This is a genomic window from Dietzia psychralcaliphila (assembly GCF_003096095.1).
Taxonomy (GTDB): domain Bacteria; phylum Actinomycetota; class Actinomycetes; order Mycobacteriales; family Mycobacteriaceae; genus Dietzia; species Dietzia psychralcaliphila.
Genome location: NZ_CP015453.1, coordinates 1,768,757 through 1,794,708, shown reverse-complemented (window position 1 = coordinate 1,794,708; position 25,952 = coordinate 1,768,757). Strand labels below are relative to the sequence as shown.

Sequence of the window (25,952 nt, the reverse complement as noted above, 5' to 3'; positions counted from 1 at the left end):
GCATGGGCGTGTTGTCACACAAACGGAGGTTGACATGGGTGCGTTGAGCATCTGGCACTGGCTCATCGTCCTCGCGGTGGTGCTGCTTCTCTTCGGCTCCAAGAAGCTCCCCGACGCGGCCCGTGGGCTCGGACGGTCGATGCGGATCTTCAAGTCGGAGATCAAGGAGATGCAGAACGACGACAAGCCTGTCGAGCCGGAGGCGCTCACCCAGGCCGGCCAGCCGACTGCCGCGCAGTACGTCCAGCCGCAGGCGCATCCCCAGCAGGCGCAGCCCCAGGCGCAGGGATACCCGCAGGCCCCGCAGCAGCCGTACCAGCAGCCGGCCCAGCCTCAGCAGCCGTACCAGCAGCCCCAGGTTCAGCAGCCGGGCCAGCCCCAGCAGCACTTCGACCCCACCGCTCCGTACGACGGCGGCACCGGCCCACAGCGGCAGTAGGCCACCTCACCGATGACGCAGACCGGACCGGAGAAGACCGGCGCCACCCCCAGGGGCGGCGCCGGTCGGTTGCTGTCCAAGCGCAAGCGCCGGCCCCGGAACCCCGACGGCACGATGCCCCTGATCGAGCACATCTACGAGCTGCGCACGAGACTGCTCATCGCCGTCGCGGCGATCGTGGTGACGCTGGGCTTCGGCTTCTGGTGGTACGGGAGCGGGTTCCTGGGGGTCCCTTCTCTCGGTGGAATCCTCACCGGCCCGTACTGCGACATCCCGCCGGGCGCTCGGCTACAACTGGGGGACGCGGGAGACGAGTGTCGACTTCTCGCCACCGGGCCCTTCGAGCAGTTCATGCTCCGTCTCAAGGTGGCCGCGACCGCCGGTATCGTCCTGGCGAGCCCGGTCTGGCTCTATCAGCTCTGGGCATTCATCACCCCGGGCCTCCACAAGAACGAGAAGCGGTACGGGATCGTCTTCACGATCCTGGCCGCCCTGCTGTTCATCGGTGGCGCGGTCCTGGCCTACATCGTGATCGTGTACGCCCTCGAGTTCCTCCTGTCGATCGGCGACAACGTCCAGACCACGGCGCTGTCCGGCACCCAGTACTTCACCTTCCTCATCCAGTTGATCCTGATCTTCGGGGTGAGCTTCGAGATCCCGTTGCTTATCGCCATGCTCAACGTGGCGGGGGTGCTCAGCTACGAGGTTCTGGCCAGGTCCCGGCGCGGGATCATCATGGGCGTCTTCGTCTTTGCCGCCGTCGCCTCGCCCGGGCAGGACCCGTTCTCGATGCTCGCGCTCGCCGGGGCGGTCTGCGTGTTGGTGGAGTTCTCCATCCAGTTTGCCCGCATCCACGACAAGCGCAAGAGCAAGAGCCGCGAGGAGTGGCTCGAGGTCGACGACGAGTCCGCGTCACCACTGGGTCCCTCGGAAGAGCTCGAGGGGTCGGGGTCGGTCCGGTCCACGGGCCCGCTGTCCGCACCCGAGCCACTCGGTGGTTCACGGCCCCTCCAGGCGCCGTCGGGTGGGGCGATGTATGACGACACCCTCTGACCCGCACGATTCGGGCACCCTGCTCGAGTCGTTCCTGCACACGGAGGGTTTCGACCCGGACCCCTTCCAGCTGGAGTCGTTCACCGCGCTCGATGCGGGTCGCAACCTGCTCGTCTCGGCGCCCACCGGATCCGGCAAGACCCTTATCGGCGAGTACGCGGCCCACCGCGCGTTGTCCGGCGGCGGCCGGTGCTTCTACACCACTCCCGTCAAGGCGCTGAGCAATCAGAAGTTCCGGCAGTTCCGCCATCGGTTCGGGCCCGAGAACGTGGGGTTGCTCACCGGGGATCACTCCATCGACGCCGATGCCCCGGTGGTGGTGATGACCACCGAGGTCCTGCGGAACATGATCTACTCCGGTTCCTCCGCGCTACACGACCTCGACTGCGTGGTGATGGACGAGATCCACTACCTGGGGGACAGATCACGCGGGGTGGTGTGGGAGGAGATCATCCTCACCCTCGATCCGGCGGTTCGACTGGTGGGACTGTCGGCGACGCTGAGCAACACCGAGGAGCTCGGGGACTGGATCACCGAGATCCGGGGGGACACCGCGGTAGTGCTCTCCGATCACCGACCCGTGCCGCTCGCACACATGCTCTACACGGACGGTGATCTGGTCCCGATCCGCGCGGCGGCCGATCAACGCCGGCGCAACCGCGGCGGATACCACGACGAGCGGGTCGCGGCCCGGCCCCGAGCTCACTGGGCACGGCGCCAGGACGTCATCGAGAAGCTCGACGACGAACATCTACTCCCCGCGATCTACTTCGTGTTCTCCCGGGCGGGGTGCGACGGGGCGGTCTCGCAGATGCGACGGGCCCGGTTGCGGCTGACCACGGGAGAGGAGTCCCGGCGCATCGCCTCCCACGTCGACGCGGCATGCGCGCAGGTGCCCCGGCACGACCTCGACGCACTCGACTTCAGCGCCTTCAGAGCCGGACTCGTCAGTGGTATCGCCGCCCATCACGCGGGGATGCTCCCGCTGTTCCGGACCATCGTGGAGGAGTTGTTCTCGGCCGGTCTGATCAAGGTCGTGTTCGCCACCGAGACACTCGCCCTGGGGATCCACATGCCGGCCCGGGCGGTCGTACTGGAGAAGACGACCAAGTTCAACGGCGACACCCACGCCATGCTCACCTCCGCGGAGTACTCGCAGATCACCGGCCGCGCCGGCCGGCGGGGGATCGACACCAAGGGCACCGCGGTGGTGCTGGACCAGCCGGATCTCGACCTGGACGCGTTGTCGGCGCTGGTGGACACCCCGCGCTTCCCGTTGCGCAGCGCGTTCACCCCCGACTACTCCATGGCCGTCAACCTCGTGGAGCAACTCGGCGTGGCGGAGGCAACCTCTCTGATCGGCCGGTCGTTCGCGCAGTTCCAGACCGACCGCACGCTGGTGTCCCGATCCCGGGCCGTGGAACGCAGGATGGACGAACGGGACCGGATGCGGGCGGACCTGGAGGCCGCCGGCGGGGATTCGCAACTCGACGAGTACATGTCGCTCCGCGCTGACCTGACCCGCCTGGAGCGGTCCACCGAGAAGGCGACCCGGGACGACCGGTTGGAGTCCGTCCGTGCGGCGATGCTCAAGCAGACCGCGGGTTCGGTCATCACCGTGGGCCGCAAACGATTCGGCATGGTCGCCACCGTGCTGCAGGTGCGCACGGACATCCCCGCCGACCCGGCGCTGCTGTGTCTGACCGACACCGGCTGGACCGGCTGGCTGCGGCAGCAGGACTTCGCGGCGCCCCCCGTGCCGGTCGGGAGGGTCGATGTGCCCCGAGGCCGGCGAAAGCTCGACGGACGGGCCAAGCGCGCGCTGGTCCAGCGGATGGAGGGACTCCGGGGCAAGGCACGGGGTCGCATGAAGAACGCCGGCGGCAAGCCCGTCCGTAAGGACCCCCGAATCGCTTCTGCCCGACGTGCCGTGCGCCAGCACCCCCTTCACGAGGACCCGCGGATCGACAAGCTGGCCCGTCTCCACGAGCGCTGGGCTCGTGCGGCGACGGACGTGACCGCACTCACCGCGGAGGTGGAGTCCGACTCCGACTCGTTGGCCCGCCGCTTCCGGAGGATCGTCGGGTTGCTTGAGCATCTGGGTTACCTCGAGGAACGCGACGGCGCGATCCGCGCCACCGACGCCGGACGACTCCTCGCGGGCGTGCACACCGAGCAGGACCTGTTCGTGGCCGAGTGCCTCCGACGCGGGGTGTGGGTCGGACTAGACCCGGCCGGCCTGGCGGCGGTGATCGCCACCGTCGTGGCCCACCCCCGGAGTGACTCGGCGGTCCGTGAACCCTCCGACGAGACCCTGCGCGCAGCCCTGACCGAGACCGAACTCGTCGCAGCCGACGTCGCCGCGATCGAGAAGAAGCATCAGCTGCCGTCGACCCCGGACCTCGACGCCGGGCTCTCACCCGTCCTGCACCACTGGGTGTCGGGTGGCGCGCTCTCGTCGATCCTCGCCGCCTCGTGGCAGGAGGGCGTGGAACTCACCGCCGGGGACTTCGTCCGCTCGGCCCGGCTCGTGGTGGACGTCCTGGCCCAGGTCGGGCAGGTCGCCGAGCCCGAACTCGCGCGAACCGCGCGATCGGCCGTGGGATCCCTGCGCCGCGGGGTCGTGCTCGACCACATGGCCTGACCCCCGTCATCCCTCCATCCCTCCATCGCGAAGAGCGTTCCGCACACAACGTTCAAGTAGAGGGTGCGCGGAACGCTCTTATCGATGACCGACACAGTAGATGACCGACGCAGTAGATAACCGGTGCAGTAGATACCCGGTGCAGCAGCTACAGAGGGCTGGTGACGCTTCTCAGGCCGGGTCGAGCACCGCGGTCGCCCTCTCCAGACGGCCGATCGCACGCGACTGTCCCGTTGCCTCACCGAGGGCGTCCAACCGCTCACGATCCACACGCCCTCGCCGGCCGTCGACATCGCCCTCGAACTCCAGCTCGAACCCGCGCCCCCGCAGCCGAACCACCCCGCGGGCGGCGGTCAGATAGTCGGCGGCCTCGAGAACAGCTTTCCGCTGCCGGGCGGCGAGACCCGACTCCTCGTCCGCGGCAGCCGCCACGATACCGTCGAGGTCCCCGTACTCCCGCAAGAGGGACGCTGCGGTCTTGGTGCCGATTCCCGTCACGCCCGGCAGCCCGTCGGAGGCGTCACCCACCAGCACCGCGTAGTCCGCGTACGCACCGGCATCCTCGCCCGCGGGGAGGTCGAACCGCTCGGCCACCACCTCGGGCGTGTACGCCAGCCTCTTGCGCATCCCGGCACCCACGTAGACGACCGTGGTGCTCGACGACGCCAACTGGAAGAGGTCACGGTCCCCGGTCACCACCAGCACCTCGCGGTCGCGGTCCGACAGCTCGGCCAGCACGTCATCGGCTTCGGCCTCGGCTGCGGACGCCTGCGTGATGCCCGCCGCGGTGAGGATCTCCCGTATCGCGCTGACCTGCGGGTGGAGTGACGCGGGCGCGTCCTCCCCGCCGTCGTCTCCGACACGGTGCGCCTTGTACGACGGCAACAACTCGACGCGCCAGACGGGGCGCCACTCACGGTCCAGAGCCGCCACCAGGCCGGTGGGCGAATACTCCTCGACAAGCACCGACACCATGTCGCAGAACCCACGCACGGCGTTGGCCGGGGCGCCGTCGGGTCCGGTGATCTTCTCCGGGACCGAGTGGAACGCGCGGAACCACAGCCCGGCGCTGTCGAGAACCATGAGCGGGCCCTGGGACACCGCGCCTCCTCGGGTCGAGTGTGGGCCGTGGATCGACCTGGCGTCAGGATAGTCCTCCCCGTGGGCGGGCGAAACGACCTGGATCCCCGACGACCTAGGGTGGGGTGATGAGCAGCGGCCCCTCGGACATCCACTCCCGACGACTGGCGGCGGTACGTGATCGCGCGCGTGAGCTCGGCATCGATCACGTGGTGGTGTACTCGGGTGAGGACATGTCCTACCTCACCGGTGAGCGCATGGATTCCCACGAGCGGCTCACGGCGCTGGTTGTGCCCGTCGGCGACGGAACACCCCTCCTCGTGCTCCCGGCCCTCGAGCTCACCGGCGTGACCCGCCGGGCCGCCGACAGGGTGGGTGCGGAGATCCATCCCTGGGCGGACGGAACCGACGCGGTCCCACTCGTGGCGGGCACGGTGTCCGGCCGGATCGCCGTGTCGACCGCGCTGCCCGCGCTCCATCTCGTCCCCCTCCAGATGGGTGTCGACGGCGAGGTGATCCTGGCCTCGGAGGTGATCGACCACGTACGGGCCGTCAAGACGCCGCACGAGGTCGGCGAACTCGCCGAGGCCGCCCGTCGCATCGACGCGGTGCATGCACGGATGGACGAGTTCCTCCGCGTCGGCCGTACAGAGGCGCAGGTGGGTGAGCTCATCACCGCCGCCATCGAACAGGAGGGGCTCACCCACGCCGAGTTCGTGATCGTCGGGTCCGGACCCAACGGCGCCGACCCTCATCACGGGGTCTCCGACCGCGTGATCGACACGGGCGACATCGTCGTGGTGGACATCGGCGGACCGCTCGAGAGCGGCTACCACTCGGACTGCACCCGCACCTACTCGATGGGCGCGCCTGACCCCGGGGTCGCCGAGGCGTACGCGGTGTTGGAGGAGGCGCAGCGGCTGGCCCGGGAGGCCGTGCGTCCCGGCGTCGCGATCGGCGAGGTCGACGCCGCGGCCCGCGGTCACCTCGCGGCTGCTGGTCTCGGGGAACTGTTCATCCACCGCACCGGACACGGGATCGGTCTGGGCCTGCACGAGCCACCGTTCGTCGCCCCCGGGGCCGACACCATACTGGCGGAGGGCATGACGTTCTCCGTCGAGCCCGGGATCTACACGGCGGGCGGGTGGGGCGCCCGTCTCGAGGACATCGTCGCGGTGACCGCGGACGGCCGGCGCGACCTGAACACCGGTGATCGGGGCCTGCGGGTCCTCTAGCGGACGCCGGACCCGGTGAACATCCGGGCGGAGCCCAGGACTCGGTCCACCTCTATCGCCACCACGACGCGCTCGGGATTCGGCTTCGGTTCGCGGTAGCGCAGTCCGTAGCGACGCTCGCCCTCGCGGATCGAGGCCTCGTCGGTGAGTAGCCGTGCCGACCCCTCGAAGGTCAGCCAGCGGCCCCGGTCCACGTGGGAGACCGCCGCCCGCCCGCCGCGCGCGGCGTTGCGCGCCTTCTGCGAACCCCGACGGGTGATCACGCGTGCCAGACCTGACTCGGGGTCGATGGTGAAACCCACCGCGACCACGTGCGGTGAGCCGTCGCGGCGCAGCGTGGTCAGCGAGCCGAGGTGGTACTCGGCGAGGAACTCATGCGCGTCGGGGGAGAGGTCTGCCAGAGTGCGGGACATAGCAGCAAGCCTGCCACAGCGAGCCGACGCGGACCGCGGCGATGTGCGTGGGACAATTCCCTCATGTCGACCCCCGCAACCCCCTCACCCCGGCCCGTACCTGGTGGCGAGATCGTCGTGATCTTCGGTGGTCGGAGCGAGATCGGTCTGGCCGTCGCCCAGCGCCTCGCAGACGGACGGACGGTCGTCCTGGCCACACGACCCGGTCGCGACGTCTCAGCGCTGGCCGCCCCTCTCGTGGCGGCCGGGGCGGTCGCCGTCGAGACTATGGACTTCGACGCCGACGACCTCGACTCCCACGTCCGGGTCGTGGAGGACATCGAGTCCCGGATCGGTGAGATCTCGATCGCCGTCCTGGCGTTCGGGATCCTCGGCGACCAGGAGGTGGCGGAACGGGACGCGGCGGCCGCGGCCCGGATCCTGCACACCGACTTCGTGGCGCAGGCCGCCCTGCTCACCGTTCTGGCGGAGCGGATGAAGCCCCGGGGACGCGGGGTGCTGGTGGCGTTCTCCTCGGTCGCAGGTCAACGGGTCAGGCGGGCGAACTACGTGTACGGCTCCGCCAAGGCCGGCCTCGACGGATTCGCCTCGGGAATGGCCGACGCCCTCCACGGCACGGGCGTCACGGTGGTGATCCCGCGACCGGGGTTCGTGATCGGCCGGATGACCGAGGGCATGGACCCCGCCCCGTTCTCCTCGACTGCCGACCAGGTGGCCGACGCGGTGGTCTCGCGCGTGACGTCCCGACGGGCGGGGGTGGTGTGGATCCCGTGGCAGCTGCGGGTGATGTTCGCCGTCGCCCGGCTCGTGCCGCAGCCGGTGTGGCGACGGATGCCGCGGTGAGCGCTCCCTCCGCGGGGGACCGCGTCCGGTGACCGCTCGTTTCATCGGTGTCGGTCCCGGCTCCGCGGATCTGCTCACCGTCCGCGCCACCAGGCTCATCGCGCAGTGCGGGACCTGCCTGTTCGAGGGCGATTCCGTGACCCCCGAGGTGCTGGACCTCTGCCCACCGGCGGCCCGCCTGGTCGACACGACCGGGATGCCCCTGGCGGACGTCATCGCGGAGATCCGGTCGGCGGCCCAGCGGGAAGACCGGGTCGTCCGCCTCTTCCCCGGTGATTCCGCGTCGTACCCGGGAGTGTTCGAGGAGACCCGCGCCCTCGATGCCGAGCACATCGGGTGGCAGATCGTCCCCGGGGTGCCCGTGGTCGCCGCGGCAGCCGCCGCACTCGGGGTCGAGCTCACCGGACCACACGGACCCGGATCAGCATTCATCACGCGGGTGGACGACCCGTCCGAGCCGCTCGCGTCGATCACCGGCCCGGCGTCACCCGACCTCACCGTGGTGCTCCACGTGCGCGCCTCACACCTCGCGGAGGTGACCCGGGAGCTCATCCCCGCCTACGGACCCGATTGCCCCGCCGGGATCGTGGTGTCCGCGGGTGGCGAGGGCGAGTCCACGGTCGTCGGGACCCTCGCGGACATCGCCGATCGGATGGTGGGCACCGCTCTCTCGACGGACGTGGTGATGGTCGTCGGACGGATCCTCGGTCTCCGGGGAGACGACGACGAACCAGCGATCAGTCGCGAACCGGGCCCGGCATCGAGCCCCTCACCCGGGACCACCCCTGAGCCGACCCCTCCATCCGTCGTGCCGACCTCCGCCCGGATCCCCGCGGCCGCACCGGGCCGGATCCTCGTGTTGGGTGGGACCGGCGAGGCCCGCCGACTCGCCGACCTCATGGTCGCGGCCGGGCTCGACGTGGTGACCTCCCTCGCCGGAAAGGTCTCCCGCCCGCGGTTGCCCCGGGGAGAGGTCCTCACCGGGGGTTTCGGCGGGACCGAGGGCCTGATCACCTGGCTCCGCGCGCACGACGTGAGCGCCGTCATCGATGCCACCGACCCGTTCTCCGCCGAGATATCGGCCTCCGCGATCAGGGCCGCCCACGAGACCGGTGTACCGCTGCTCCGGGTGCACCGCCCGCCGTGGACTCCGGAGGACGGGGACGACTGGATCCGCGTCGCAGACACGGACGCCGCTGCTCAACTGGTCCGGCAGCGGTTCCGCCGCCCGATGCTCACAGTGGGACGGCACGGCCCGACCGCCTTCGCGGGCGACACCCGGGGCTCCTATCTGATCCGGTGCGCCGAACCGCCACCAGGAACGCTCCCGCACCGCTACCTGCTCGTGCTGGACCGCGGGCCGTTCGGCGTCGAGTCCGAGCGGACCATCATGTCCCGACACCGGATCGACGTCCTGGTCACCCGCAACAGTGGGGGACCGGCATCGATCGCGACGCTGCGCGCCGCGCGCGATCTGCGGATCCCGATCGTGATGGTGGACCGACCGGCTGATCCCCACCCCGCCGGAGGCGGACCCGACGGTGCCGGGCACCTCAGCGACACCGGGCACCTCGTCGACACCGTGCACTCGGTGGACGACGCGGCCCGGTGGCTGGTCCGGCGCTTCGGCTCACGCTGACCCGGTCGCCCAGGGCGACGAGGCGTCGAAGACCATCCCCATCGGCGCCAGCACCCGGACCACCTGTTCTGCCATGTCCTCGGTGAGCCCGTGGAGGCCGATCACCCGGTCGGCGGAGACGGTGCTCGGGCGGTCGACGGCACCCAGGAACTCGGCCAGCCGCGCGGGGACGATCCCGTGAGGTACCACCGCGAGCAGGCTCACCAGCCCGTCGGTGGTATCGACCCACCCGACCCGGGGCACCTCTACCGCGGTAGTGGACGAGCCGGGAGCGATGAGGGGGGAGGTGGACGGGTGTGCCCCGGGAGCGACGACGACGAGGTGGTGCAGCCTGTCCGGATAGGTCATCCCAGACGTCGCATCCGGGCTTCGGAGGAGCTCGACGGTCATATCGGCGAGGACCCTCGGGGCATCGGCTGCGGCCACCTCGATGGTCGCGTCATGTCCGGGTGCGTGGACCCGGACGGCTCCGTCTGTCCCCCCGCCGACCAGGGCCAGATCGGGGGCGTGGGCGAGGACGTCCCCGGACCCGTCGTCGAGACCCACCAGCAGCGGCCTCCGCGGCACGGGCACCCCGGCCCGACCGAGCAACTCCGCGCACAGGCGCTCGGGCAGGTCAGCGAGGTCATGGTGACCATCGAGACGCCCGGCCATCGGCGAGGCGATGATGTGGGGGAGACCCTCGTCCCCGACGCGCGGGGGCAGTCCCGCCGCCACGAGTTCGGATCGGGATAGCAGCTCGCCGCCGGCGCGGCGGACCAGGACACCGCCCCTCGGGGCGAGCCCGAGGTCACCGCCGTGTTCGGCGGCCACACCCGCCAGGGTCGTCCAGTCTGCGGGGTGCAACCGTCCACCCGGGAAGCGGGCGACGGCGTCGGGGGGAGAGTCGGTCATGGGTTCCCAGCTTAGGCGCGGGGCAGGTGGGGGGCCGGACGTCGGTGGGGCGACTCAGGAATACTCGGGGCCATGACCGCACTGCTGGCCACCGGAGGCCGCGTCCTCACCCCCGCCTCGCGTGATGCCACCGCGCTGGCCCACGAGAACGGGCTGATCGTGTGGGCCGGCTCCGACGCACCGGGACCGGCCCTGTTCCCCGACGCAGAGCGCCTCGACCTCGACGGGGACTGGGTCGCGCCCGCGTTCGTCGAATGCCTCTCCACGGGTCTGGACGGCGAGGAGTCGGCCGGCAACGGCGTGGTCCCCGCCCCTGTGCCCGGATCGCACCCGCTCGACGCCGTGGATGAACGGATCCGCGCGGGGGATCGGGTGGTTCTGGACGCCCACGAGGACCCCGCGCGGATCGCGGGGGAACTCACCCGCCTGGCCGGGGAGCTCGGCGGCCCCGCGGTCGCACGGTGCACCCCGGTGCTCATCGGTATGAGCGCGCGGATCGACGACGGGACACTCGCGGCTCTCGCGGCGGTCGGCGCGGTGCTCCTGCTCCGGCCCCTCGTGGACGACCTCGACGGATGCGACCTGGTCCGCATCGCCGGTTCCGGGGTCGCACTCGCCGCGTCCACCCGGGTCGATGCCGCGGTGCGGCCGTGGGACGCCCTGCGGGCGCTCACCACGGTGCCCGGCGGACGGGGCCTGTCCCCGCGCGCGGCGTTCACCGCCCTGACCCGGGGGGCCCGCCGCGCCGCGGGGGCACGTGACGGGACCGCCGGGACGCTCACGCCCGGTGCGGCGGCGACCTTCGCGCGGTGGCGCACGGGTGAGCTCGCGGTGGTCGCGGCCGACGACGCCGTCCAGCGCTGGTCCACCGATCCGAGGTCCGGTGTCCCGCCGATGCCCGATCTCTCGGGCCCGGACCCCGTGCTGCGCGGGCTCGTCGTGGACGGCCGGGCCACGGTGCTCACGCGGTGATCCCTGTCCTGTTCCGGGTGGTGGGTGCGGCCACGGCCGGTGCGCTCCTGGCCGTCTCGTTCCCCCCGGTCGGCCTGTGGTGGGCGGCGCTCCCCGCTCTCGCCCTCCTCGTCGTCGTCCTGGCCCCGTTCCGTGGGCCTGCGCCCCGTGCGCGCACGGGCGCGCTCCTCGGGTTGGTCGCCGGCCTGGTGTTCTTCCTCCTGCTGGTCCCGTGGGTGGGGTTGTACGTGGGTGCGTACGCCGCGTGGGCTCTGGCGCTGGTCGAGGCGCTGTACCTCGCGGCGTTCGGCGCCGGGGCCGTGCTGATCCTCCGGGCCGGGCTCGCGTCCGGGCCGCGTCCCGGCCTGCGGGCAGTGGGTGCGGCGCTCGGGATCGCCGGCTGGTGGTCGCTGTGGGAGTGGATCCGGTCCTCGTGGCCGTGGGGTGGTTTCCCGTGGGGCCGGTTGGCGTTCGGCCAGGCCGACGGCCCGCTACTACCGCTGGCCTCACTCGGCGGGACCCCGCTGCTCGGGTTCGCGGTAGCGGCCACGGGCGCCGCGATCGGTCTCGCCGTCCTGCTGTTCGCGCGCCGGCGTCAGCCACTCCGCGCCGCCACCGGACTCCTGGCGGTCCCGTTGGCCACCGTGGGACTCGTCGCCGTCGCCGCGGTCGACAACACGAGCGACGACCCGGTGGAGACGGCCGACGTCGCCGTCATCCAGGGCAACGTCCCGCGCCTCGGGTTGGACTTCAACGCCCAGCGCCGTGCGGTTCTCGAGAACCATCTGCGGGTGACCGCGGAACTCGCCGACGACGTCGAGGCCGGCACGGCGGCCCGGCCGGACCTGGTGCTGTGGCCGGAGAACGCCTCCGACATCTCGCCTCTGGCAGACCAGCGCGCCGGCGACCAGATCTCCGCACTGTCCCGTCGCCTGGACGCCCCGATCCTCGTGGGCACCGTCCTGCGGGTGGGTGACGGCCCCGAGGCCACCAACTCGTACCTGGTCTGGGACGGCCGATCCTCCGACCCCGTGGTCGATCGCCACGACAAGAAGTACATCCAGCCGTTCGGCGAGTGGTTGCCGCTTCGCGGGCCACTGGAGGCCCTGTTCCCGATCGCCCGGACCGCGGGCCACTTCGTCCCCGGTGACGGCAGCGGGTTGGTCACCGCCGCCGGGATCGATCTCGGCGTGGCCATCTGCTTCGAGATCGCGTTCGACGCCGCGGCCCGTGAACCGGTCGCCCGCGGCGCGCAGATCCTCACCGTGCCCACCAACAACGCCACGTTCGGTCGATCCCCGATGACCTACCAGCAACTCGCCATGTCCCGGGTCCGGGCCGTGGAACACCGTGTGCCCGTCCTCATCGCCGCCACCAGTGGGGTAAGCGCGGTGATAGACCCCGATGGTCGGGTGCTCCAGGAGACCGGGATCTTCGAGCCCGCGACGCTGGCGGCGCAGGTCGAGTTGGGGGGCGCCGGTACCATGGCAACCCGACTGGGCGGCATCCCGCAGATGGTGAGCTGTCTCATCGGGCTCGTCGGCCTGGGATGGGCGTTGATCCGTACCCGGCAGCGGCCCGCGACCGACCACGAGGAGACGTAAGTGACCGATCCCACGACGCCGGGGGCCGGAGTCCCGTCCGCGCGGACCCTGGTGATCATCCCGACATACGACGAGCGGGACAACCTGCCGGGCGTCGTCGAGCGGCTACTCGCGTCGTCCCCCGACGTGGCGGTCCTCATCGCGGACGACAACAGCCCCGACGGCACGGGGGAGGTGGCCGACCGGCTCGCCGAAGATGATGCACGGGGGCGGATCAACGTCCTGCACCGCGAGGGCAAGCAGGGGCTCGGGGCCGCCTACATCGCTGGTTTCCGTTGGGGCCTGGAGCGCGGCTACACCGTGCTGGTGGAGATGGACGCCGACGGCAGCCACCCGCCCGAGCGGTTGCCCGCGATGCTCGCGGCCGTCGACGCCGGCGCTGACCTGGCTATCGGATCGCGGTACGTCCCGGGCGGTGGCGTCGTCAACTGGCCGTGGCGACGCCACGTCATCTCGCGCGGCGGAAACGTCTACTCGCGGATCATGTTGGGGGTGGGCATCAAGGACATCACGGCGGGGTACCGCGCGTACCGCAGCGAGTCGCTGGCCCGACTCGATCTGGACGCCATCGAGTCCAAGGGCTACTGCTTCCAGATCGACATGACCTGGCGACTGCTGAACAACGGGGGCACGGTCGTCGAGGTCCCCATCACCTTCACCGAACGCACCGTCGGGCAGTCCAAGATGAGCGAGTCGATCTTCCGGGAGGCCGCGGTGAACGTGGCCCGCTGGGGCTGGGAGAAGCGGCGCCGTCAGTTGGCCTCGCTCGTCCGGCGGTGACCCGGCGTTGGCCCGGCGCCCCCGGAATGCGGAACGCCCCGGCCCCGTGACGGGGCCGGGGCGTCGTTGCCGCCGTAGCGGGAAGCGCTGTTGCTAGAAGCGCAGTAGCTCGAAGCGCAATAGCTGAAGCTGAGCGGAAGGACGCTCAGCGTGCGCCGGCGCGCCGACGCTTCTTGAGCAGGTCCATCCGCTCCTTGAGCAGATCCTCGAGATCTTCGAGCGAGCGACGCTCGAGCAGCATGTCCCAGTGGGTGCGCGGCGGCTTGCCCTTCTTGACCTCGACCGCCGGACCGTCGATGAGCTGGCCCTCCTGGCCGTTCTTGCACATCCAGGTGCCGGGGATCTCGGCGTCGTCCGCGAACGGGACCTCGTACACCTCGCCGTTCTCCGTCTGGTACTTGGCCATCCGGCGGGGTGCGAGATCGGTGTCCCGGTCGGTCTCGTAGCTCACCGCACCGAGGCGGCTGCCTCTGAGGACTCGATCTGCCATGCGAACTCCTTCTGCCGTGTTCGTCCGTCTGTCTCGGTGTCTCGACACGACGCTGCCTGTAGTGCCTGATCTTGTAACGCCAGGTGACCCCCTAAATGTTCCCATGCGACAGGGCAGCAGGCCAGTCGGGGACCATCTCGGTACCCTGACCTCCGTGGACACCGACGCCCCCGCCGATCAGCCCCCGCCACGTCGGGGCGAGGCCTCGTGCGCGTGGTGCGGGCGTCCGGTGGACGAGGGGAGCACCGGACGACGGCGCCGTTACTGCCGCCGCTCATGCCGCCAGCGCGCCTACGAACAGCGGCAGTCACTGCGGGTCCGCGAACTGCCGGAGGGGACGGTGGTGCTCTCGGAGGCCGAGTCCGGCGACCTCATGGACCGGATGTTCCAGCTCCGGTGCGCGTGCGAGGACCTGCACACCGCGATCCTCGAGGGAGAGGACGCCACCGAGCTGGCCCGGATGTCCGACGACCTCGTGGCGGCGGCCAGACGCGCCGAGCGACTGAGGTGACCAGCGGCTGAGGTATCGCTCCACCGCGGGGGGTCAGGCGCCTACCGTTGTCCCCACACCCTAGCGAGGAGCCACCCGTGAGCGACCACATCGCCGACACCCATGACGTCATCCGCGTCCGGGGCGCTCGCGAGAACAATCTCAAGTCGATCAGCGTCGACCTGCCCAAACGCCGACTCACCGCCTTCACCGGGGTGTCCGGTTCCGGCAAGAGCTCCCTGGTCTTCGCCACCATCGCCGCCGAGTCCCAGCGGATGATCAACGAGACCTACAGCGCGTTCCTGCAGGGCTTCATGCCCACCCTCGCGCGACCCGACGTGGACCTTCTCGACGGCCTCACCACGGCCATCGTCGTGGACCAGGAGCGCATGGGTTCCGATCCCCGCTCCACGGTCGGCACCGCCACCGACACCGGTGCGCTGCTGCGCATCCTGTTCAGCCGGTTGGCGGAGCCGCACATCGGCGGCCCCAAGGCGTATTCCTTCAACGTCGCGTCCGCCAGCGGGGTGGGCACGCTCAAGAAGGCGGACGGAAGCCGGCAGAAGGCGGAGTTCTCCATCACCGGCGGTATGTGCGTCAGATGCGAGGGGCGTGGATCGGTGTCCGACTTCGACGTCGACGCTCTCGTCGACCGGTCCAGGTCGCTCGCAGAGGGGGCCATCACGGTGCCCGGGTACTCGATGGACGGGTGGTACGGGCGCATCTACGCGGGGTCCGGGTTCTTCGACATGGACAAGCCCGTCGCGGAGTTCACCGAGCAGGAGATGCACGACCTGCTCCGCCGGGATCCGGTCAAGATCAAGGCCGACGGGATCAACGTGACCTTCGAGGGGTTGATCCCTAAGATCCAGAAGTCGATGCTGGCCAAGGACGTCGAGGCGATGCAACCCCATATCCGGGCGTTCGTCGAGCGCGCCGTGGTGTTCACCACCTGCCCCGACTGCGAGGGCACGCGACTCAACGAGGGCGCGAGGGCATCGCGGATCGGGGAGCTGAACATCGCCGACGTCTCGGCCATGCAGATCGTCGATCTGGCCGAGTGGCTGCGCGGGGTCTCCGAGCCGTCGGTCGCGCCGCTGCTGGCCGCCCTCCAGCACAGTCTCGACTCCTTCGTCGAGATCGGGCTGGGCTACCTGTCCCTGGACCGGCCCGCCGGCACGCTCTCCGGTGGTGAATCACAGAGGGTCAAGATGATCCGACATCTCGGGTCGGCGCTGACCGACGTGACCTACGTGTTCGACGAGCCGTCCATCGGGCTGCACCCCCACGATATCCAGCGGATGAACGACCTGTTGCTGCGGCTGCGCGACAAGGGCAACACCGTACTGGTGGTCGAACACAAGCCGGAGATCATCGCGATCGCCGATCACGTGGTGGACCTCGGGCCCGGCGCCGGCTCCACAGGTGGCGAGATCTGCTACGAGGGGCCGGTCACCGGGCTCCGGGAGAGCGACACCGTCACCGGTCGCCACCTCGACGACCGGGCGACCCTCAAGGGCGAGGTCCGGCAGGCGGCCGGCCACCTCGAGGTGCGGGGCGCGACCGCCCACAACGTGCGGGACGTGGACGTCGACATCCCGCTGGGCGTGTTGTGCGTGGTGACCGGCGTGGCGGGCTCCGGAAAGAGCTCGCTCATCCACGGGTCGGTCTCCCCACGGCCCGGGGTGGTGGCGATCGACCAGGCCGCCATCCGCGGGTCCCGCCGCAGCAACCCCGCCACGTACACCGGGCTGCTCGAACCCATCCGGAAGGCGTTCGCCAAGGCCAACGGTGTCAAGCCCGCGCTGTTCAGCCCCAACTCCGAAAGCGCGTGCCCCACCTGCAAGGGGGCGGGCGTGATCTACAGCGACCTCGGTCTGATGGCCGGGGTCGCCACGACGTGCGACGACTGCGAGGGCAGACGGTTCCAGGCCGAGGTGCTGGAGTACAGGCTGGGGGAGCGCAACATCGGTGAGGTTCTCGCGATGTCGGTGGCGACGGCTGAGGAGTTCTTCCGCGAGGGACCGGCGCGGATCCCGGCCGCGCACAAGATCCTGCTCCGGCTCCGCGACGTCGGGCTGGGATATGTCCGATTGGGGCAGCCGCTGACCACGTTGTCCGGCGGGGAGCGGCAGCGCCTCAAGCTGGCCGCGCAGATGGCGGACAAGGCGGAGGTCTACGTACTCGACGAACCGACCACCGGCCTTCATCTGGCCGATGTTCAGAACCTGCTGGGCATGCTCGACAGGCTCGTCGATTCGGGCAGGTCCGTCATCGTCATCGAACACCACCAGGCCGTGATGGCCCACGCGGACTGGATCATCGACCTCGGGCCCGGGGCCGGGCACGGCGGTGGCCGCGTCGTGTTCGAGGGCACGCCCACCGAGCTCGTCGCCGGCCGGCCCACGCTCACCGGTGAACACCTGGCGCACTACGTGGCGGCAGGTATCTGACGGGCGATCGGGTGCCGGGTGCCGGGCGATCGGGCGCAGGGCGCCGGGCGCCGGGCGCTGGGCGCCAACCGTTATCCCATCTTGCCGAAACGCTTGTGCAGGGCCTGCTTGCTCACGCCCAGTAGGAGGCCTATCTCCGCCCAGCTCATACCGTGCAGTCGAGCATGACGAACCGCCGCGGACTCCTCCCGGGCGAGTGCCGTTTTCGCCTCCGCGATCGCAGCCAGTTGAGCTACCGGGCTCGGTTCGTCGTCGTCGAAGTCGAACGTCGTCTCCATATCCCTCACCTCAGCCGTCAACCTACGTTGACACACACTCGACCGTCAACAGCAGTTGACGATCCGCCCCGACGGGCTATGGTCGGAACCATGCCCGGCAACAGATACCCCGAGATCGCGTTCGGCCCCGCCGTCCGTGCGCGGCAGGAGTCAGCGGGCGTCACCCGGCCGCCGGATACCGGCGAGTTCGCACTCGAGGGCACGGACACCGCGCTGATTCGGCGCGCCGACCACTTCCTCCTCTCGACCGTCACGGAGTCCGGATGGCCGTATGTCCAGCACCGCGGCGGGCCGGCGGGCTTCGTCCACGTCCTGACCCCGACGACGCTCGCGTGGGTCGAGTTCCGCGGTAACCGGCAGTACGTCTCGACGGGCAATATGGACCACGACGGCCGCGCCTGCCTGTTCTTCGTGGACTATCCCACCCGGACCCGGCTCAAGGTGTTCGGCCACGCGCGGACCGTCGAGCCGGAACGGGACCCGGACCTGATCGAGCGGCTGCGGACGATGGGGGACAGGACCTACACCGGGCACGTGGAGCGGGCGATCATCGTGGACCTCGTGGCCACGGATGCCAACTGCAGCTCACACATCACGCCCCGGTGGGATCGCGGGTACATCGACGACCTCACGGAGGTCTATCGCCGGCAGATCGACGCGTTGCGCGAAGGATGAGACGTGAACAGCTTTGACATCAAGCGTGAACGCAGGGACATCTACAGCGGTCGGGCCGGCAGGTTCGACGTGGTCGAGGTACCTCCGATGCGGTTCCTCATGGCCGACGGCCGAGGGGACCCCAACACCTCCGAGGACTACGGCACGGTGCTCGAGGCTCTCTACACGATCTCCTACGCGGTTCGGGCGGTGGCCAGGGCCGAACTCGGTCGGGTCCACACCGTGGGCCCCCTCGAGGGCCTCTGGTACGCCGAGGACCTCGGCGTGTTCACCGCGCGGGACAAGGACGCGTGGATGTGGACCATGATGATCTGGCAACCGGAGTGGGTCACCGTGGACATGACGGCCTCCGCCGTGGAGAAGGTGACGACGACGAAGCTGGCCGTCGCGGTCGACCGTATCCGCTTCGAGGAGTTCAGCGAGGGCCCGGCCGTCCAGACCCTGCACGTCGGCCCGTACGACGCGGAGGGGCCGGTCATCGCGCGTATGCACGAGGAGGTCATCCCCGCCCACGGCCTGATCGCCTCGGGACATCATCACGAGATCTATCTCTCCGACGCACGGAAGACCGATCCAGCCCGGCTGCGGACGATCCTGCGTCAGCCCGTGGCGCGGACGGCGGGGTAGGAGACGGCGGGGTAGGAGACGGCAGAGTAGGGGCCGGATGCGGGTAGAAAGGTCCCATGGCCTCTCCCGACGGGTTCCCCGATGCCTCAGCCGATGACGCGAGCACGTTCGTCCGGGTCTCCGGTCTCGTCGTCGACGAGGTGACCGCCACCACGCTCAGGGGCCACGCGGACCTGGGCGGCGACCACCTCACTGCGTGGGGGACAGTCCACGGCGGCGTCTACGCCAGCATCGTCGAGTCCGCGGGCGGTGCGGGCGCCGGATTCGCCGTGGCCGACCGGGGCCAGATCGCGGTCGGCGTCCACAACGGCACCGACTTCCTGCGGGCCTCCACCGGCGGGCGCGTGCACGTGACCGCGGAAGCGCTGTTCCAGGGCCGCAGCCAGCAACTGTGGGACGTGGTGATCAGCCAGTCCGAGAGCGGTAAAGTGCTCGCGCGGGGCCAGCTCAGACTCCAGAACGTGCCGCGACCCGATCCCGGGACGCACCACTGACCACCCCTACACCCGGTCCCCTGCGTCGCGGGGCGGGCCACGGACTCACGGGACGACCGCCTCACGACGAGTCCGCGCGCCCCAGAGCCGAGACGACGCTCCGCGCCAGGCGACGCAGCTCGACCAGGTCCTCCGGGGGCAGGTCGAGCTTCTCCAGCAGCGCGCACTGGATGCGGCCGGCCTCCTCGCGGAGTTCGTGCCCCGCGTCGGTCAACGCGACGGTCACGCTGCGGGCATCCCTGGCCTCCCGGTTGCGGGCGACCAGCCCGGCGGCCTCCATCCGGGAGATCAGTGGCGAGAGGGTGCCGGAGTCCAGGAGCATCCGCTCGCCCAGCTGCCGGATCGTCAGACCGTCCTGCTCCCACAGGGCGAGCATCACCAGATACTGGGGATAGGTGAGCCCGGCGTCGGCCAGCGCCTCCCGGTAGGCCGCGGTCGACGCCCTGGAGGCGGCGTAGAGGGCAAAGCAGACCTGCTGGTCGAGGCGGAGATCGGCGTTCATCATCTGAGTATCCCGCACATTTTGATTGCGCACAATTGAGTTGTGCGCAATACTTCCTCCATGACGCACAACGCAGACAACCGACCGGTCGGACGCAACGGCAGCCCCACCAAACGACGACCGGGCCGGGCCGGCGAGGCGATCCGCCACGTGGGCCGGTGGGCACTCGGCGCCGCACTGCTCGGCGCCGGAGTGGGACACCTGACCACGATGCGTCAGGAGTTCCAGGCCCAGGTTCCCACCTGGGTTCCGCTGGACCCTGATTTCGTCGTTCTGGCCTCCGGAGTCGTGGAGATCGGCCTGGGCGCCGCTCTGATCCTGGCGCCGTCGAAGTTCCGGCCCGCCGTGGGATGGATCACCGCCGGCTTCTTCGTGGCGATCTTCCCCGGCAACATCTCGCAGTACGTCACCGGCACGGACGCCTTCGGGCTGGACACGGACCGTGCCCGCCTCGTCCGCCTGTTCTTCCAGCCCCTCCTCGTGGCGTGGGCGCTGTGGTCCACGGGCGCATGGAGAGCGTGGCGGAGCCGGGGGAGCTGAGCGGCGTCGACGTTCCGTTCCAGGGTCAAGTCGGTGAGCCATGGTGTCCGGGGGAGCCGTGGCGCCCGAGTGAGCCGCGGCGCCCTGGCGACCCGGGTTACTCGGTGGACTCCGGCGACCTCACGGCGAGCCGCGGGAGAAGAACCGCCAGATCTCCCCGGGCGCGTCGTAACGCGCCCCGCCGTCACGGCCCCACCTGCCGGACAGGGTGGGGAAGGAGTGTCCGACCCGGTCCACCATCACCACACGCACCGGGTCCGGACCATCCCAGGTGATCACCTCAGCGTCCCCGTCCCGGTCGATCGGCGGGATCGCCCCGTCGCCTGCGACCCCGTTGTGACGGGCGAACCACTCCGCGCCGTCCACGGCGGACAGCACGTCGCCCCGAGACTTCGCGAAGGGGCCCGATCCCACGCTGACCTCACCACCGTCGATCGGGTTGATCGTGTCCTGGCGCCCCTGTACGAACATGATCGGAACCGGATCTCCGCCGACCGCACAATTCAGGTTCTCCGGGGTCGGGGGGTTGGCGGCCACCGCCGCGACCCCGTCGACGAGGTCCGGCGCCTCGAGAGCGAGTCGCATGGCCATGTGCCCACCGGAGGAGAAGCCCACGGCGTAGACGGGTCCGGTCGCGCCGAGCGAGTCGACGGCCTCGCGCATGAGCCCCACGTCGTCCAGATCCTCCTCCTTGGCGGGCCAGTCGCCCTCGCGCCGACATTCGTTCCAGTTGTTGGCGTGGCCGTCGACGTAGACGATCGAGAATCCCTCCTCGTCGGCCAACTGCTCCAGGTCGGGGCCTATTCCGTTGCGGATCCCCGAGCCAGTGTCCCCGGTCCCGTGGATGACGAGCAGCACGGGCGCCGAGGGGTCCACCGCCGCCGGGGGACGGTAGACCGTCCAGGTTCGGGTCAGATCGTCCAGCGTCGTGGAATCGCTGGACAGACCTTGCGTGCCGTCGCCGGGCATCGCCCCGGGCGGCGCGGGATCACCGGACTGCGCTGTGCACGCACTCATCACCATCGCGAGCGCGACGAGGACTGCAGCACCTACCGTTCGGGGGGACCTCGACTCAGTCATGTCCCGAGTCTGCGTCATGCCGCATTACTCCTGCCCGGCACCCGGTCACGAGTACACTCACCACCCATGCGTCCCGATGAGTACCGAAGTCATGATGCTCTCGGTCTCGCCGCCCTGGTCCGAACCGGCGAGGTGACTCCGGTCGAGCTACTCGAGGTCGCGATGCAGCAGGCGGACGCCGTCAACCCGCACCTCAACGCGATCATCCGCCGGATGGACGCTCAGGCTCGCGAACGCCTGACGGGACCGCTCGACGGCCCCTTCGCCGGGGTTCCCTTCCTCATCAAGGACCTGGGTCAGGACTACCGGGGACTGCCCACCAGCGCCGGCTCGCGTGCCCTCGCCGACCTCCCGGCGGCCGAGCACGCGACGGTGGTACAGCGATGGCTGGACTCCGGTCTCGTCGTCTTTGGCAAGACCAACACTCCGGAGTTCGGCGCCAAGGGGATCACCGAGCCGGACCTGTTCGGACCCGCCCGGAATCCGTGGGACACCAGTAGGACCCCCGGCGGCTCCTCGGGCGGGTCGGCGGCCGCGGTGGCGGCCGGCGTCGTTCCCGTGGCCGGGGCCAACGACGGCGGTGGATCCATCCGTATCCCCGCCGCCTGCTGCGGTCTCGTGGGACTGAAACCCGGTCGCGGTCTGGTCCCGATGGGGCCGGTCCAGGGTGAGGCGATGCATGGCGCCGCAACCCATGGAGTGGTCTCCCGATCCGTCCGTGACACCGCGGCGATGCTGGACGTCCTGTCCGGCGGCGAACCGAGCGGCCCTTATGTCCCCGGGACACCCTCTGACACCTTCCTCTCACAGGTCGGACGGGATCCGGGTCGGTTGCGGATCGGCGTGTGCACCGCGTCCTCCATCAACCCCGAGCCACATCCGGAGGCAGTGGCCGCCGTGGAGGCCAGCGCACGGGCCCTCTCGGACCTCGGCCACCACGTGGAGTTCCTCGACGAACCACCAGTGGATGACCTGGCGCTGGCCCGTGACTTCCTCACGACCTGGTTCGTGTACCTGGCGTGGGAGGTAGATGACGCCAAGAGGCGCTCCGGGCGCAAGGACCGCAGCTTCGAGCTTGACACGCAGATCATGGCTGCGCTCGGCAGAGCACACAGCAGCGTCGAGTACGTCGACACCGTGATGCGCCGGCACGACCATGTCCGCCGGCTGTCCGGGTACTTCACCGGCTACGACCTGCTGATGACGCCCACCCTGGCGGACCTTCCGCCGCGCATCGGCGCATTGGACACCCCACGAGTCGCACGCCGGGCCGCGACAGGGCTACTCAAGACCCGGACGGCAGGCTTGCTTCGCCACTCAGGACTCGTGGAGTCGATGATCGACGCCAACCTCAACTGGATTCCATACACCCAGTTGGCGAACCTCACCGGTCGTCCCGCGCTGTCATTGCCGCTGCACTGGACCCCGGAAGGTGTGCCCATGGGAGTGCAGTTCACCGCGCCACTCGAGGGGGAGTCAATGCTTCTCCGACTCGCCGGCCAACTCGAACAGGCACTGCCATGGGATCACCGACAACCGCCCGCGGCCGAGACCGGTGGCGCGGGGCGACCACGCTAGTTCGTCGACGGAGACTAGGGAGAGTCCCACTGGAATCGTCACTGTGACGTTACAGGATCGACCCGGTGGCCTCGCTAGCCAACCCGAAGGGGTCGACACTCCGGGGCCCGCCAATCCCGGCGCACCCTCGGCGCCTGCGCCGGTCCGGCGGTGCCGCGGTCGGACACCGGTGCCGTGTTGGGCCGGCCCGCCCGCGGTACGCCGCCGGAACCGTGAGCCAGCCGCCCGGTCGGTCCACGTCGGACAGTCGGCGACAGAAGGCGCCGAGCAACCTGAGTGGATGCGCGGAGTGGATGCCCGGGGCGACTGGATGCCAATCGAACCCGAATCACGCCGACGATCAGGAAGAACGCCCGTCGCGGCACACGGCGTGGCCTCACCGGACCGACTAGCAAAGTGCCGATAATCTACATTATGTAAAGTCGGGTGGTGCCTATCGCATCAGTGACTTGCGCTCCTCCGACGGGGGCACTTGGCGGCCATCCATCTGCTGTCCTCGGCCGAAGGGTGAGTCGCGCGCCTCAGAGTCCTGTTCGCCACTAGCGGTCAATTGACCCCGCGACGGCGCACCGCCCGAGCGCCGATCGGCGCTCAGGACGCGCCCGGTCTGCGTCGACGGAGGCAATTGCGCCGACCCCCGGCACTACGTACATTTTCGCGTACAGGAGGTTCGACATGAAGACTATGAGCTACACCGAGTCCCGAGCGCGCTACGCCGAGGTCCTTGACGGGGTCACCAACGACCGCGAAGAGGTCGTCATCACACGGGCTGGCCACGAGCCGGTGGTCATGGTCTCCCTGGATGACTACGAGTCACTGCGCGAGACAGCTCACCTGATGCGATCCCCCGCCAACGCCCGTCGACTCTTGGACTCAATGGAACGGCTCGAGGATTTCCGCGGTCAGACCCGCGGCTTCCTCGACGCCGACTGACGTGCTGCTGGTCTGGGACGAGAACGCATGGCAGGGCTACCTCTGGCGGCAACAACAGGACCGAAAGATCCTCAAGAGGATCTACAGTCCCCTACTCGACATCACACGCAACGGCAATGACGGTATCGGCAAACCCGAACCCCTCAAGTACGACTTCGCAGCATACTGGTCCAGGCGAATTACCGATGAACACCGCCTCGTCTACAAAGTCACGGAGACGGAAGTCCGCGTCGCCACTTGCCGCTACCACTATGAATGACCTACGGGTCCACGCCGCATACGACCGGGATACAGTTCGCGAAAAGCCCCTGGCGTGAACAGCCGACAATCGTCGTTATGACAAGTGATGCTTGTCAGTAGGGTTAACTGGTACTTGACGAACCGCTAGGCGCACGCAGATACTCAGGACCATGGAGACCCCCCGCCTGGTCGAGCTCATCGACGCCCACAAACGCGCCTACGGCGTCAGCGAGGCCGAGCTGGCCCGCAGAATCGGAATCACCCGCCAGAATCTGCACCTGTGGCGCACCCGCGGCCTGCGCGGCCTGCCGGCCCGAACGACCCTCGACGGCATGGCTGCTGAACTGCGCCTTCCGTATGCCCGGGTTCTCGAGGCGGCCATGCGCGATGCTGCCTACCTCGACGCCACTGACCACGTGGCGACCACGGAGACAGACGCGTAGCCCTAGTACTACAGTCGCGCAAACGAATTCCAGAGCGCTGACCTACCAACACCTAGATTTCATCCATCGAACCCGCTCAACGTTCGATTCTGGTGGCGTCAAGGATGGATCGCGAGTCAACCCGTTCGGCGACGGCCCGCCATTTTGTGTCGGTCGGACTCGGTCAACCCGCCCCACACCCCATATAGCTCCCCCGACTCCATCGCAAACTGTCTACAAGTGTCAAGGACCGGGCAGACGGCGCAGATAGACTTAGCTTTCCCCTCCTTTACCCTCTGGGCGTCGTAGTTCTCGATCGAACCGCGGATTGTCAGGAGGTCGTGAGCCGTCGCAGCTCGCACGCCGCTGACCTTGCTCGCAGCGATCGCGGTCCCGATGCCGGTCCCGCAGACCAGGATCCCGCGATCGGCCTTCCCGTCGCGGACGGCCTGTGCCGCCAGGAACGACACCTGCGGGTAGGTGATGTCCGCACTCGACAGGTCAACGACCGCACTGACCCGGTCGTCAGCCTCAAGCTGCGCCTTCAGCTCGTCCTTCAGGATCGCGCCGTTGCCCGGCGCACCGATCACAATTCTCGTTTGTCTGGTTCCTCTCCGACGATTCCTGCATGTTCAGTCTTCTTGGTGGGGCTGCGATTCACGGTTCGATAACGACCTTGCCGGTCGTGTGGCCGGACTCGACGGCGGCGATGGCCTGCTGGGCGTCGTCGAGGCTGTAGCGCGCTGTGACTGTGGGATCCACGAGTCCGTACTGGATGACTCCGGTGATCTTCTCCAGAGCCTCCTCCGTGCGCTCGACTACTGCCCCGCCGAGCTCGCGAGCTGTGTCGGGGTCCGCTGTGGTCAGGACGTGCGACGGGTCCTTCGCCAGGGGCGCGACGGCTCGGAGGGCGTCACCTCCGACGAGGTCGACGACCAGGTCCACGCCGTCGGGGGCCGCCGCGGCGACCCGGTCCGCAACCCCCTCGCCGGACTCGACGAAGATGGCGCCCGACGATTCGACGAGGTCCTTCTTCGACTTGCTCGCGACGCCCAGGACGGTGAACTTGTGGACCTTGCCCACCTGCGCGGCCATCCGGCCGACCCCGCCGCCGGCTCCGAGGATCAGGAGGGTTTGTCCGGCCTCGAGTTCGATCTGGTGAGTGACGTCGTAGGCGGTGGCGCCGGCCACCGGAATCGTGGCCGCGTCGGCGAACGAGATCTCCTCGGGCTTGGCGACCGTCTTGTCGGCCCGCAGCACGGTGTGTTCGGCGAAGGCGCCGTGGCCGGGGGCCACTTCGCCGAGGACCTCGTCGTCTATGGCGAAGTCCTCCACTCCCGCGCCGATCGCAGTGACGACGCCGGAGGCCTCCCGCCCCATCGGTGCCGGTAGCGCCCACTCGTGGCCGAGGAACCCTTGCCGGATCTTCCAGTCGACGGGGTTGACGCCGGCTGCGACGACCCGGATGGCGATCTGGCCGGCAGCCGGTTCCGGTGCCGGGCGGTCGATCAGCTCCTGCTGCTCGGGACCGCCGAAATCGTTGAAGACTACAACTCTGGACATGGTGACAACAGC

The 25,952-nt window shown here is 69.6% G+C and carries 28 protein-coding genes; 19 read left to right on the top strand and 9 right to left on the bottom strand.

The window, feature by feature from the left end:
- The first annotated feature begins 34 nt into the window (after positions 1-34).
- Genes tatA through A6048_RS08180 form a run of 3 tightly spaced genes read left to right on the top strand, consistent with a single transcriptional unit; the run spans position 35 to position 4,136 of the window.
- Positions 35-439 (top strand): Sec-independent protein translocase subunit TatA, encoded by a 405-nt coding sequence (gene tatA, locus A6048_RS08190; protein ID WP_107747639.1) that lies wholly within the window; start codon positions 35-37, stop codon positions 437-439.
- A gap of 12 nt (positions 440-451) precedes the next feature.
- Complete coding sequence (gene tatC, locus A6048_RS08185; protein ID WP_107747640.1) at positions 452-1,492, top strand: twin-arginine translocase subunit TatC; 1,041 nt, start codon at positions 452-454, stop codon at positions 1,490-1,492.
- Positions 1,476-4,136: a DEAD/DEAH box helicase gene (locus A6048_RS08180; RefSeq protein ID WP_107747641.1), complete on the top strand. Its 2,661-nt coding sequence runs from the start codon at positions 1,476-1,478 to the stop codon at positions 4,134-4,136. Before tatC ends, A6048_RS08180 begins: the two co-directional genes overlap by 17 nt.
- A 171-nt stretch (positions 4,137-4,307) precedes the next feature.
- Here A6048_RS08180 and A6048_RS08175 read toward each other — a convergent pair whose 3' ends face one another.
- On the bottom strand, positions 4,308-5,237 hold the full coding sequence (locus A6048_RS08175; protein ID WP_107747642.1) for a 5'-3' exonuclease: 930 nt from the start codon (positions 5,235-5,237) through the stop codon (positions 4,308-4,310).
- Positions 5,238-5,344: 107 nt separating this feature from the next.
- Here A6048_RS08175 and A6048_RS08170 point away from each other — a divergent pair, with 107 nt between their 5' ends.
- A complete protein-coding gene (locus A6048_RS08170) occupies positions 5,345-6,451 on the top strand; it encodes a M24 family metallopeptidase (protein ID WP_107747643.1) in 1,107 nt (368 codons plus the stop codon).
- Here A6048_RS08170 and A6048_RS08165 read toward each other — a convergent pair.
- On the bottom strand, positions 6,448-6,864 hold the full coding sequence (locus A6048_RS08165; RefSeq protein WP_107747644.1) for a pyridoxamine 5'-phosphate oxidase family protein: 417 nt from the start codon (positions 6,862-6,864) through the stop codon (positions 6,448-6,450). The two genes, A6048_RS08170 and A6048_RS08165, sit on opposite strands and share 4 nt — an antisense overlap.
- A gap of 63 nt (positions 6,865-6,927) precedes the next feature.
- Here A6048_RS08165 and dprE2 point away from each other — a divergent pair, with 63 nt between their 5' ends.
- Together dprE2 and A6048_RS08155 are read left to right on the top strand one after the other, a co-directional pair.
- A complete protein-coding gene (gene dprE2, locus A6048_RS08160; RefSeq protein WP_107747645.1) occupies positions 6,928-7,707 on the top strand; it encodes a decaprenylphospho-beta-D-erythro-pentofuranosid-2-ulose 2-reductase in 780 nt (259 codons plus the stop codon).
- 28 nt (positions 7,708-7,735) lie between these two features.
- On the top strand, positions 7,736-9,346 hold the full coding sequence (locus A6048_RS08155) for a cobalt-precorrin-6A reductase (RefSeq protein WP_107747646.1): 1,611 nt from the start codon (positions 7,736-7,738) through the stop codon (positions 9,344-9,346).
- Here the strand turns inward: A6048_RS08155 and A6048_RS08150 are convergent.
- Positions 9,338-10,240, bottom strand: a complete 903-nt coding sequence (locus tag A6048_RS08150; protein WP_107747647.1) for a hypothetical protein — start codon at positions 10,238-10,240, stop codon at positions 9,338-9,340. The two genes, A6048_RS08155 and A6048_RS08150, sit on opposite strands and share 9 nt — an antisense overlap.
- A gap of 72 nt (positions 10,241-10,312) precedes the next feature.
- On the opposite strand from A6048_RS08150, the gene A6048_RS08145 reads away from it, so the two are divergent.
- From A6048_RS08145 to A6048_RS08135, 3 genes are read left to right on the top strand one after another with little or no spacing between them, the layout of a single operon-like run.
- Complete coding sequence (locus tag A6048_RS08145; protein WP_107747648.1) at positions 10,313-11,212, top strand: amidohydrolase; 900 nt, start codon at positions 10,313-10,315, stop codon at positions 11,210-11,212.
- On the top strand, positions 11,209-12,795 hold the full coding sequence (gene lnt / locus A6048_RS08140; protein WP_107747649.1) for an apolipoprotein N-acyltransferase: 1,587 nt from the start codon (positions 11,209-11,211) through the stop codon (positions 12,793-12,795). The genes A6048_RS08145 and lnt overlap by 4 nt, the downstream gene beginning before the upstream one ends.
- Positions 12,796-13,575 carry a polyprenol monophosphomannose synthase gene (locus tag A6048_RS08135; protein ID WP_107747650.1) on the top strand — a complete coding sequence of 260 codons (780 nt, stop codon included), beginning with the start codon at positions 12,796-12,798 and terminating at the stop codon, positions 13,573-13,575.
- Between the two features lie 145 nt (positions 13,576-13,720).
- Here A6048_RS08135 and A6048_RS08130 read toward each other — a convergent pair whose 3' ends face one another.
- On the bottom strand, positions 13,721-14,065 hold the full coding sequence (locus tag A6048_RS08130) for an RNA polymerase-binding protein RbpA (protein WP_107747651.1): 345 nt from the start codon (positions 14,063-14,065) through the stop codon (positions 13,721-13,723).
- A gap of 145 nt (positions 14,066-14,210) precedes the next feature.
- Between A6048_RS08130 and A6048_RS08125 the strand changes: the two genes are divergently transcribed.
- Both A6048_RS08125 and A6048_RS08120 read left to right on the top strand, forming a co-directional pair.
- On the top strand, positions 14,211-14,576 hold the full coding sequence (locus A6048_RS08125) for a hypothetical protein (protein WP_253919931.1): 366 nt from the start codon (positions 14,211-14,213) through the stop codon (positions 14,574-14,576).
- A 77-nt stretch (positions 14,577-14,653) separates the two neighbouring features.
- The gene (locus A6048_RS08120; RefSeq protein ID WP_235027340.1) at positions 14,654-17,008 is read left to right on the top strand and encodes an ATP-binding cassette domain-containing protein; all 2,355 of its coding nucleotides are present in this window, start codon (positions 14,654-14,656) and stop codon (positions 17,006-17,008) included.
- 71 nt (positions 17,009-17,079) lie between these two features.
- Here A6048_RS08120 and A6048_RS08115 read toward each other — a convergent pair whose 3' ends face one another.
- Positions 17,080-17,286 carry a sigma factor-like helix-turn-helix DNA-binding protein gene (locus A6048_RS08115; protein WP_107747653.1) on the bottom strand — a complete coding sequence of 69 codons (207 nt, stop codon included), beginning with the start codon at positions 17,284-17,286 and terminating at the stop codon, positions 17,080-17,082.
- A 90-nt stretch (positions 17,287-17,376) separates the two neighbouring features.
- Between A6048_RS08115 and A6048_RS08110 the strand changes: the two genes are divergently transcribed.
- From A6048_RS08110 to A6048_RS08100, 3 genes are read left to right on the top strand one after another with little or no spacing between them, the layout of a single operon-like run.
- Positions 17,377-17,961: a pyridoxamine 5'-phosphate oxidase family protein gene (locus tag A6048_RS08110; RefSeq protein WP_107747718.1), complete on the top strand. Its 585-nt coding sequence runs from the start codon at positions 17,377-17,379 to the stop codon at positions 17,959-17,961.
- Between the two features lie 3 nt (positions 17,962-17,964).
- Positions 17,965-18,588 (top strand): GyrI-like domain-containing protein, encoded by a 624-nt coding sequence (locus tag A6048_RS08105; RefSeq protein ID WP_107747654.1) that lies wholly within the window; start codon positions 17,965-17,967, stop codon positions 18,586-18,588.
- A 56-nt stretch (positions 18,589-18,644) separates the two neighbouring features.
- Positions 18,645-19,082: a PaaI family thioesterase gene (locus A6048_RS08100; protein ID WP_107747655.1), complete on the top strand. Its 438-nt coding sequence runs from the start codon at positions 18,645-18,647 to the stop codon at positions 19,080-19,082.
- 61 nt (positions 19,083-19,143) lie between these two features.
- Here the strand turns inward: A6048_RS08100 and A6048_RS08095 are convergent, their stop codons facing one another.
- Positions 19,144-19,584 carry a MarR family winged helix-turn-helix transcriptional regulator gene (locus tag A6048_RS08095; RefSeq protein ID WP_107747719.1) on the bottom strand — a complete coding sequence of 147 codons (441 nt, stop codon included), beginning with the start codon at positions 19,582-19,584 and terminating at the stop codon, positions 19,144-19,146.
- Between the two features lie 60 nt (positions 19,585-19,644).
- Between A6048_RS08095 and A6048_RS08090 the strand changes: the two genes are divergently transcribed.
- Positions 19,645-20,124, top strand: a complete 480-nt coding sequence (locus A6048_RS08090) for a DoxX family protein (RefSeq protein ID WP_235027339.1) — start codon at positions 19,645-19,647, stop codon at positions 20,122-20,124.
- 120 nt (positions 20,125-20,244) lie between these two features.
- Here the strand turns inward: A6048_RS08090 and A6048_RS08085 are convergent, their stop codons facing one another.
- Positions 20,245-21,204: a CE1 family esterase gene (locus A6048_RS08085; RefSeq protein ID WP_159110211.1), complete on the bottom strand. Its 960-nt coding sequence runs from the start codon at positions 21,202-21,204 to the stop codon at positions 20,245-20,247.
- Positions 21,205-21,270: 66 nt separating this feature from the next.
- Between A6048_RS08085 and A6048_RS08080 the strand changes: the two genes are divergently transcribed.
- The 4 genes from A6048_RS08080 (at position 21,271) to A6048_RS08065 (ending at position 24,398) form a co-directional block, all read left to right on the top strand.
- The gene (locus A6048_RS08080; RefSeq protein ID WP_107747657.1) at positions 21,271-22,782 is read left to right on the top strand and encodes an amidase; all 1,512 of its coding nucleotides are present in this window, start codon (positions 21,271-21,273) and stop codon (positions 22,780-22,782) included.
- 675 nt (positions 22,783-23,457) lie between these two features.
- Complete coding sequence (locus A6048_RS08075) at positions 23,458-23,715, top strand: type II toxin-antitoxin system Phd/YefM family antitoxin (RefSeq protein ID WP_107747658.1); 258 nt, start codon at positions 23,458-23,460, stop codon at positions 23,713-23,715.
- Position 23,716: 1 nt separating this feature from the next.
- The gene (locus A6048_RS08070; RefSeq protein ID WP_107747659.1) at positions 23,717-23,974 is read left to right on the top strand and encodes a Txe/YoeB family addiction module toxin; all 258 of its coding nucleotides are present in this window, start codon (positions 23,717-23,719) and stop codon (positions 23,972-23,974) included.
- Between the two features lie 151 nt (positions 23,975-24,125).
- Positions 24,126-24,398 (top strand): XRE family transcriptional regulator, encoded by a 273-nt coding sequence (locus tag A6048_RS08065; RefSeq protein ID WP_107747660.1) that lies wholly within the window; start codon positions 24,126-24,128, stop codon positions 24,396-24,398.
- 116 nt (positions 24,399-24,514) lie between these two features.
- Here the strand turns inward: A6048_RS08065 and A6048_RS18780 are convergent, their stop codons facing one another.
- Both A6048_RS18780 and A6048_RS08055 read right to left on the bottom strand, forming a co-directional pair.
- Complete coding sequence (locus A6048_RS18780; protein WP_268817316.1) at positions 24,515-24,967, bottom strand: RpiB/LacA/LacB family sugar-phosphate isomerase; 453 nt, start codon at positions 24,965-24,967, stop codon at positions 24,515-24,517.
- A gap of 67 nt (positions 24,968-25,034) precedes the next feature.
- Complete coding sequence (locus tag A6048_RS08055; protein WP_107747662.1) at positions 25,035-25,940, bottom strand: NADP-dependent oxidoreductase; 906 nt, start codon at positions 25,938-25,940, stop codon at positions 25,035-25,037.
- Positions 25,941-25,952: the final 12 nt, after the last annotated feature.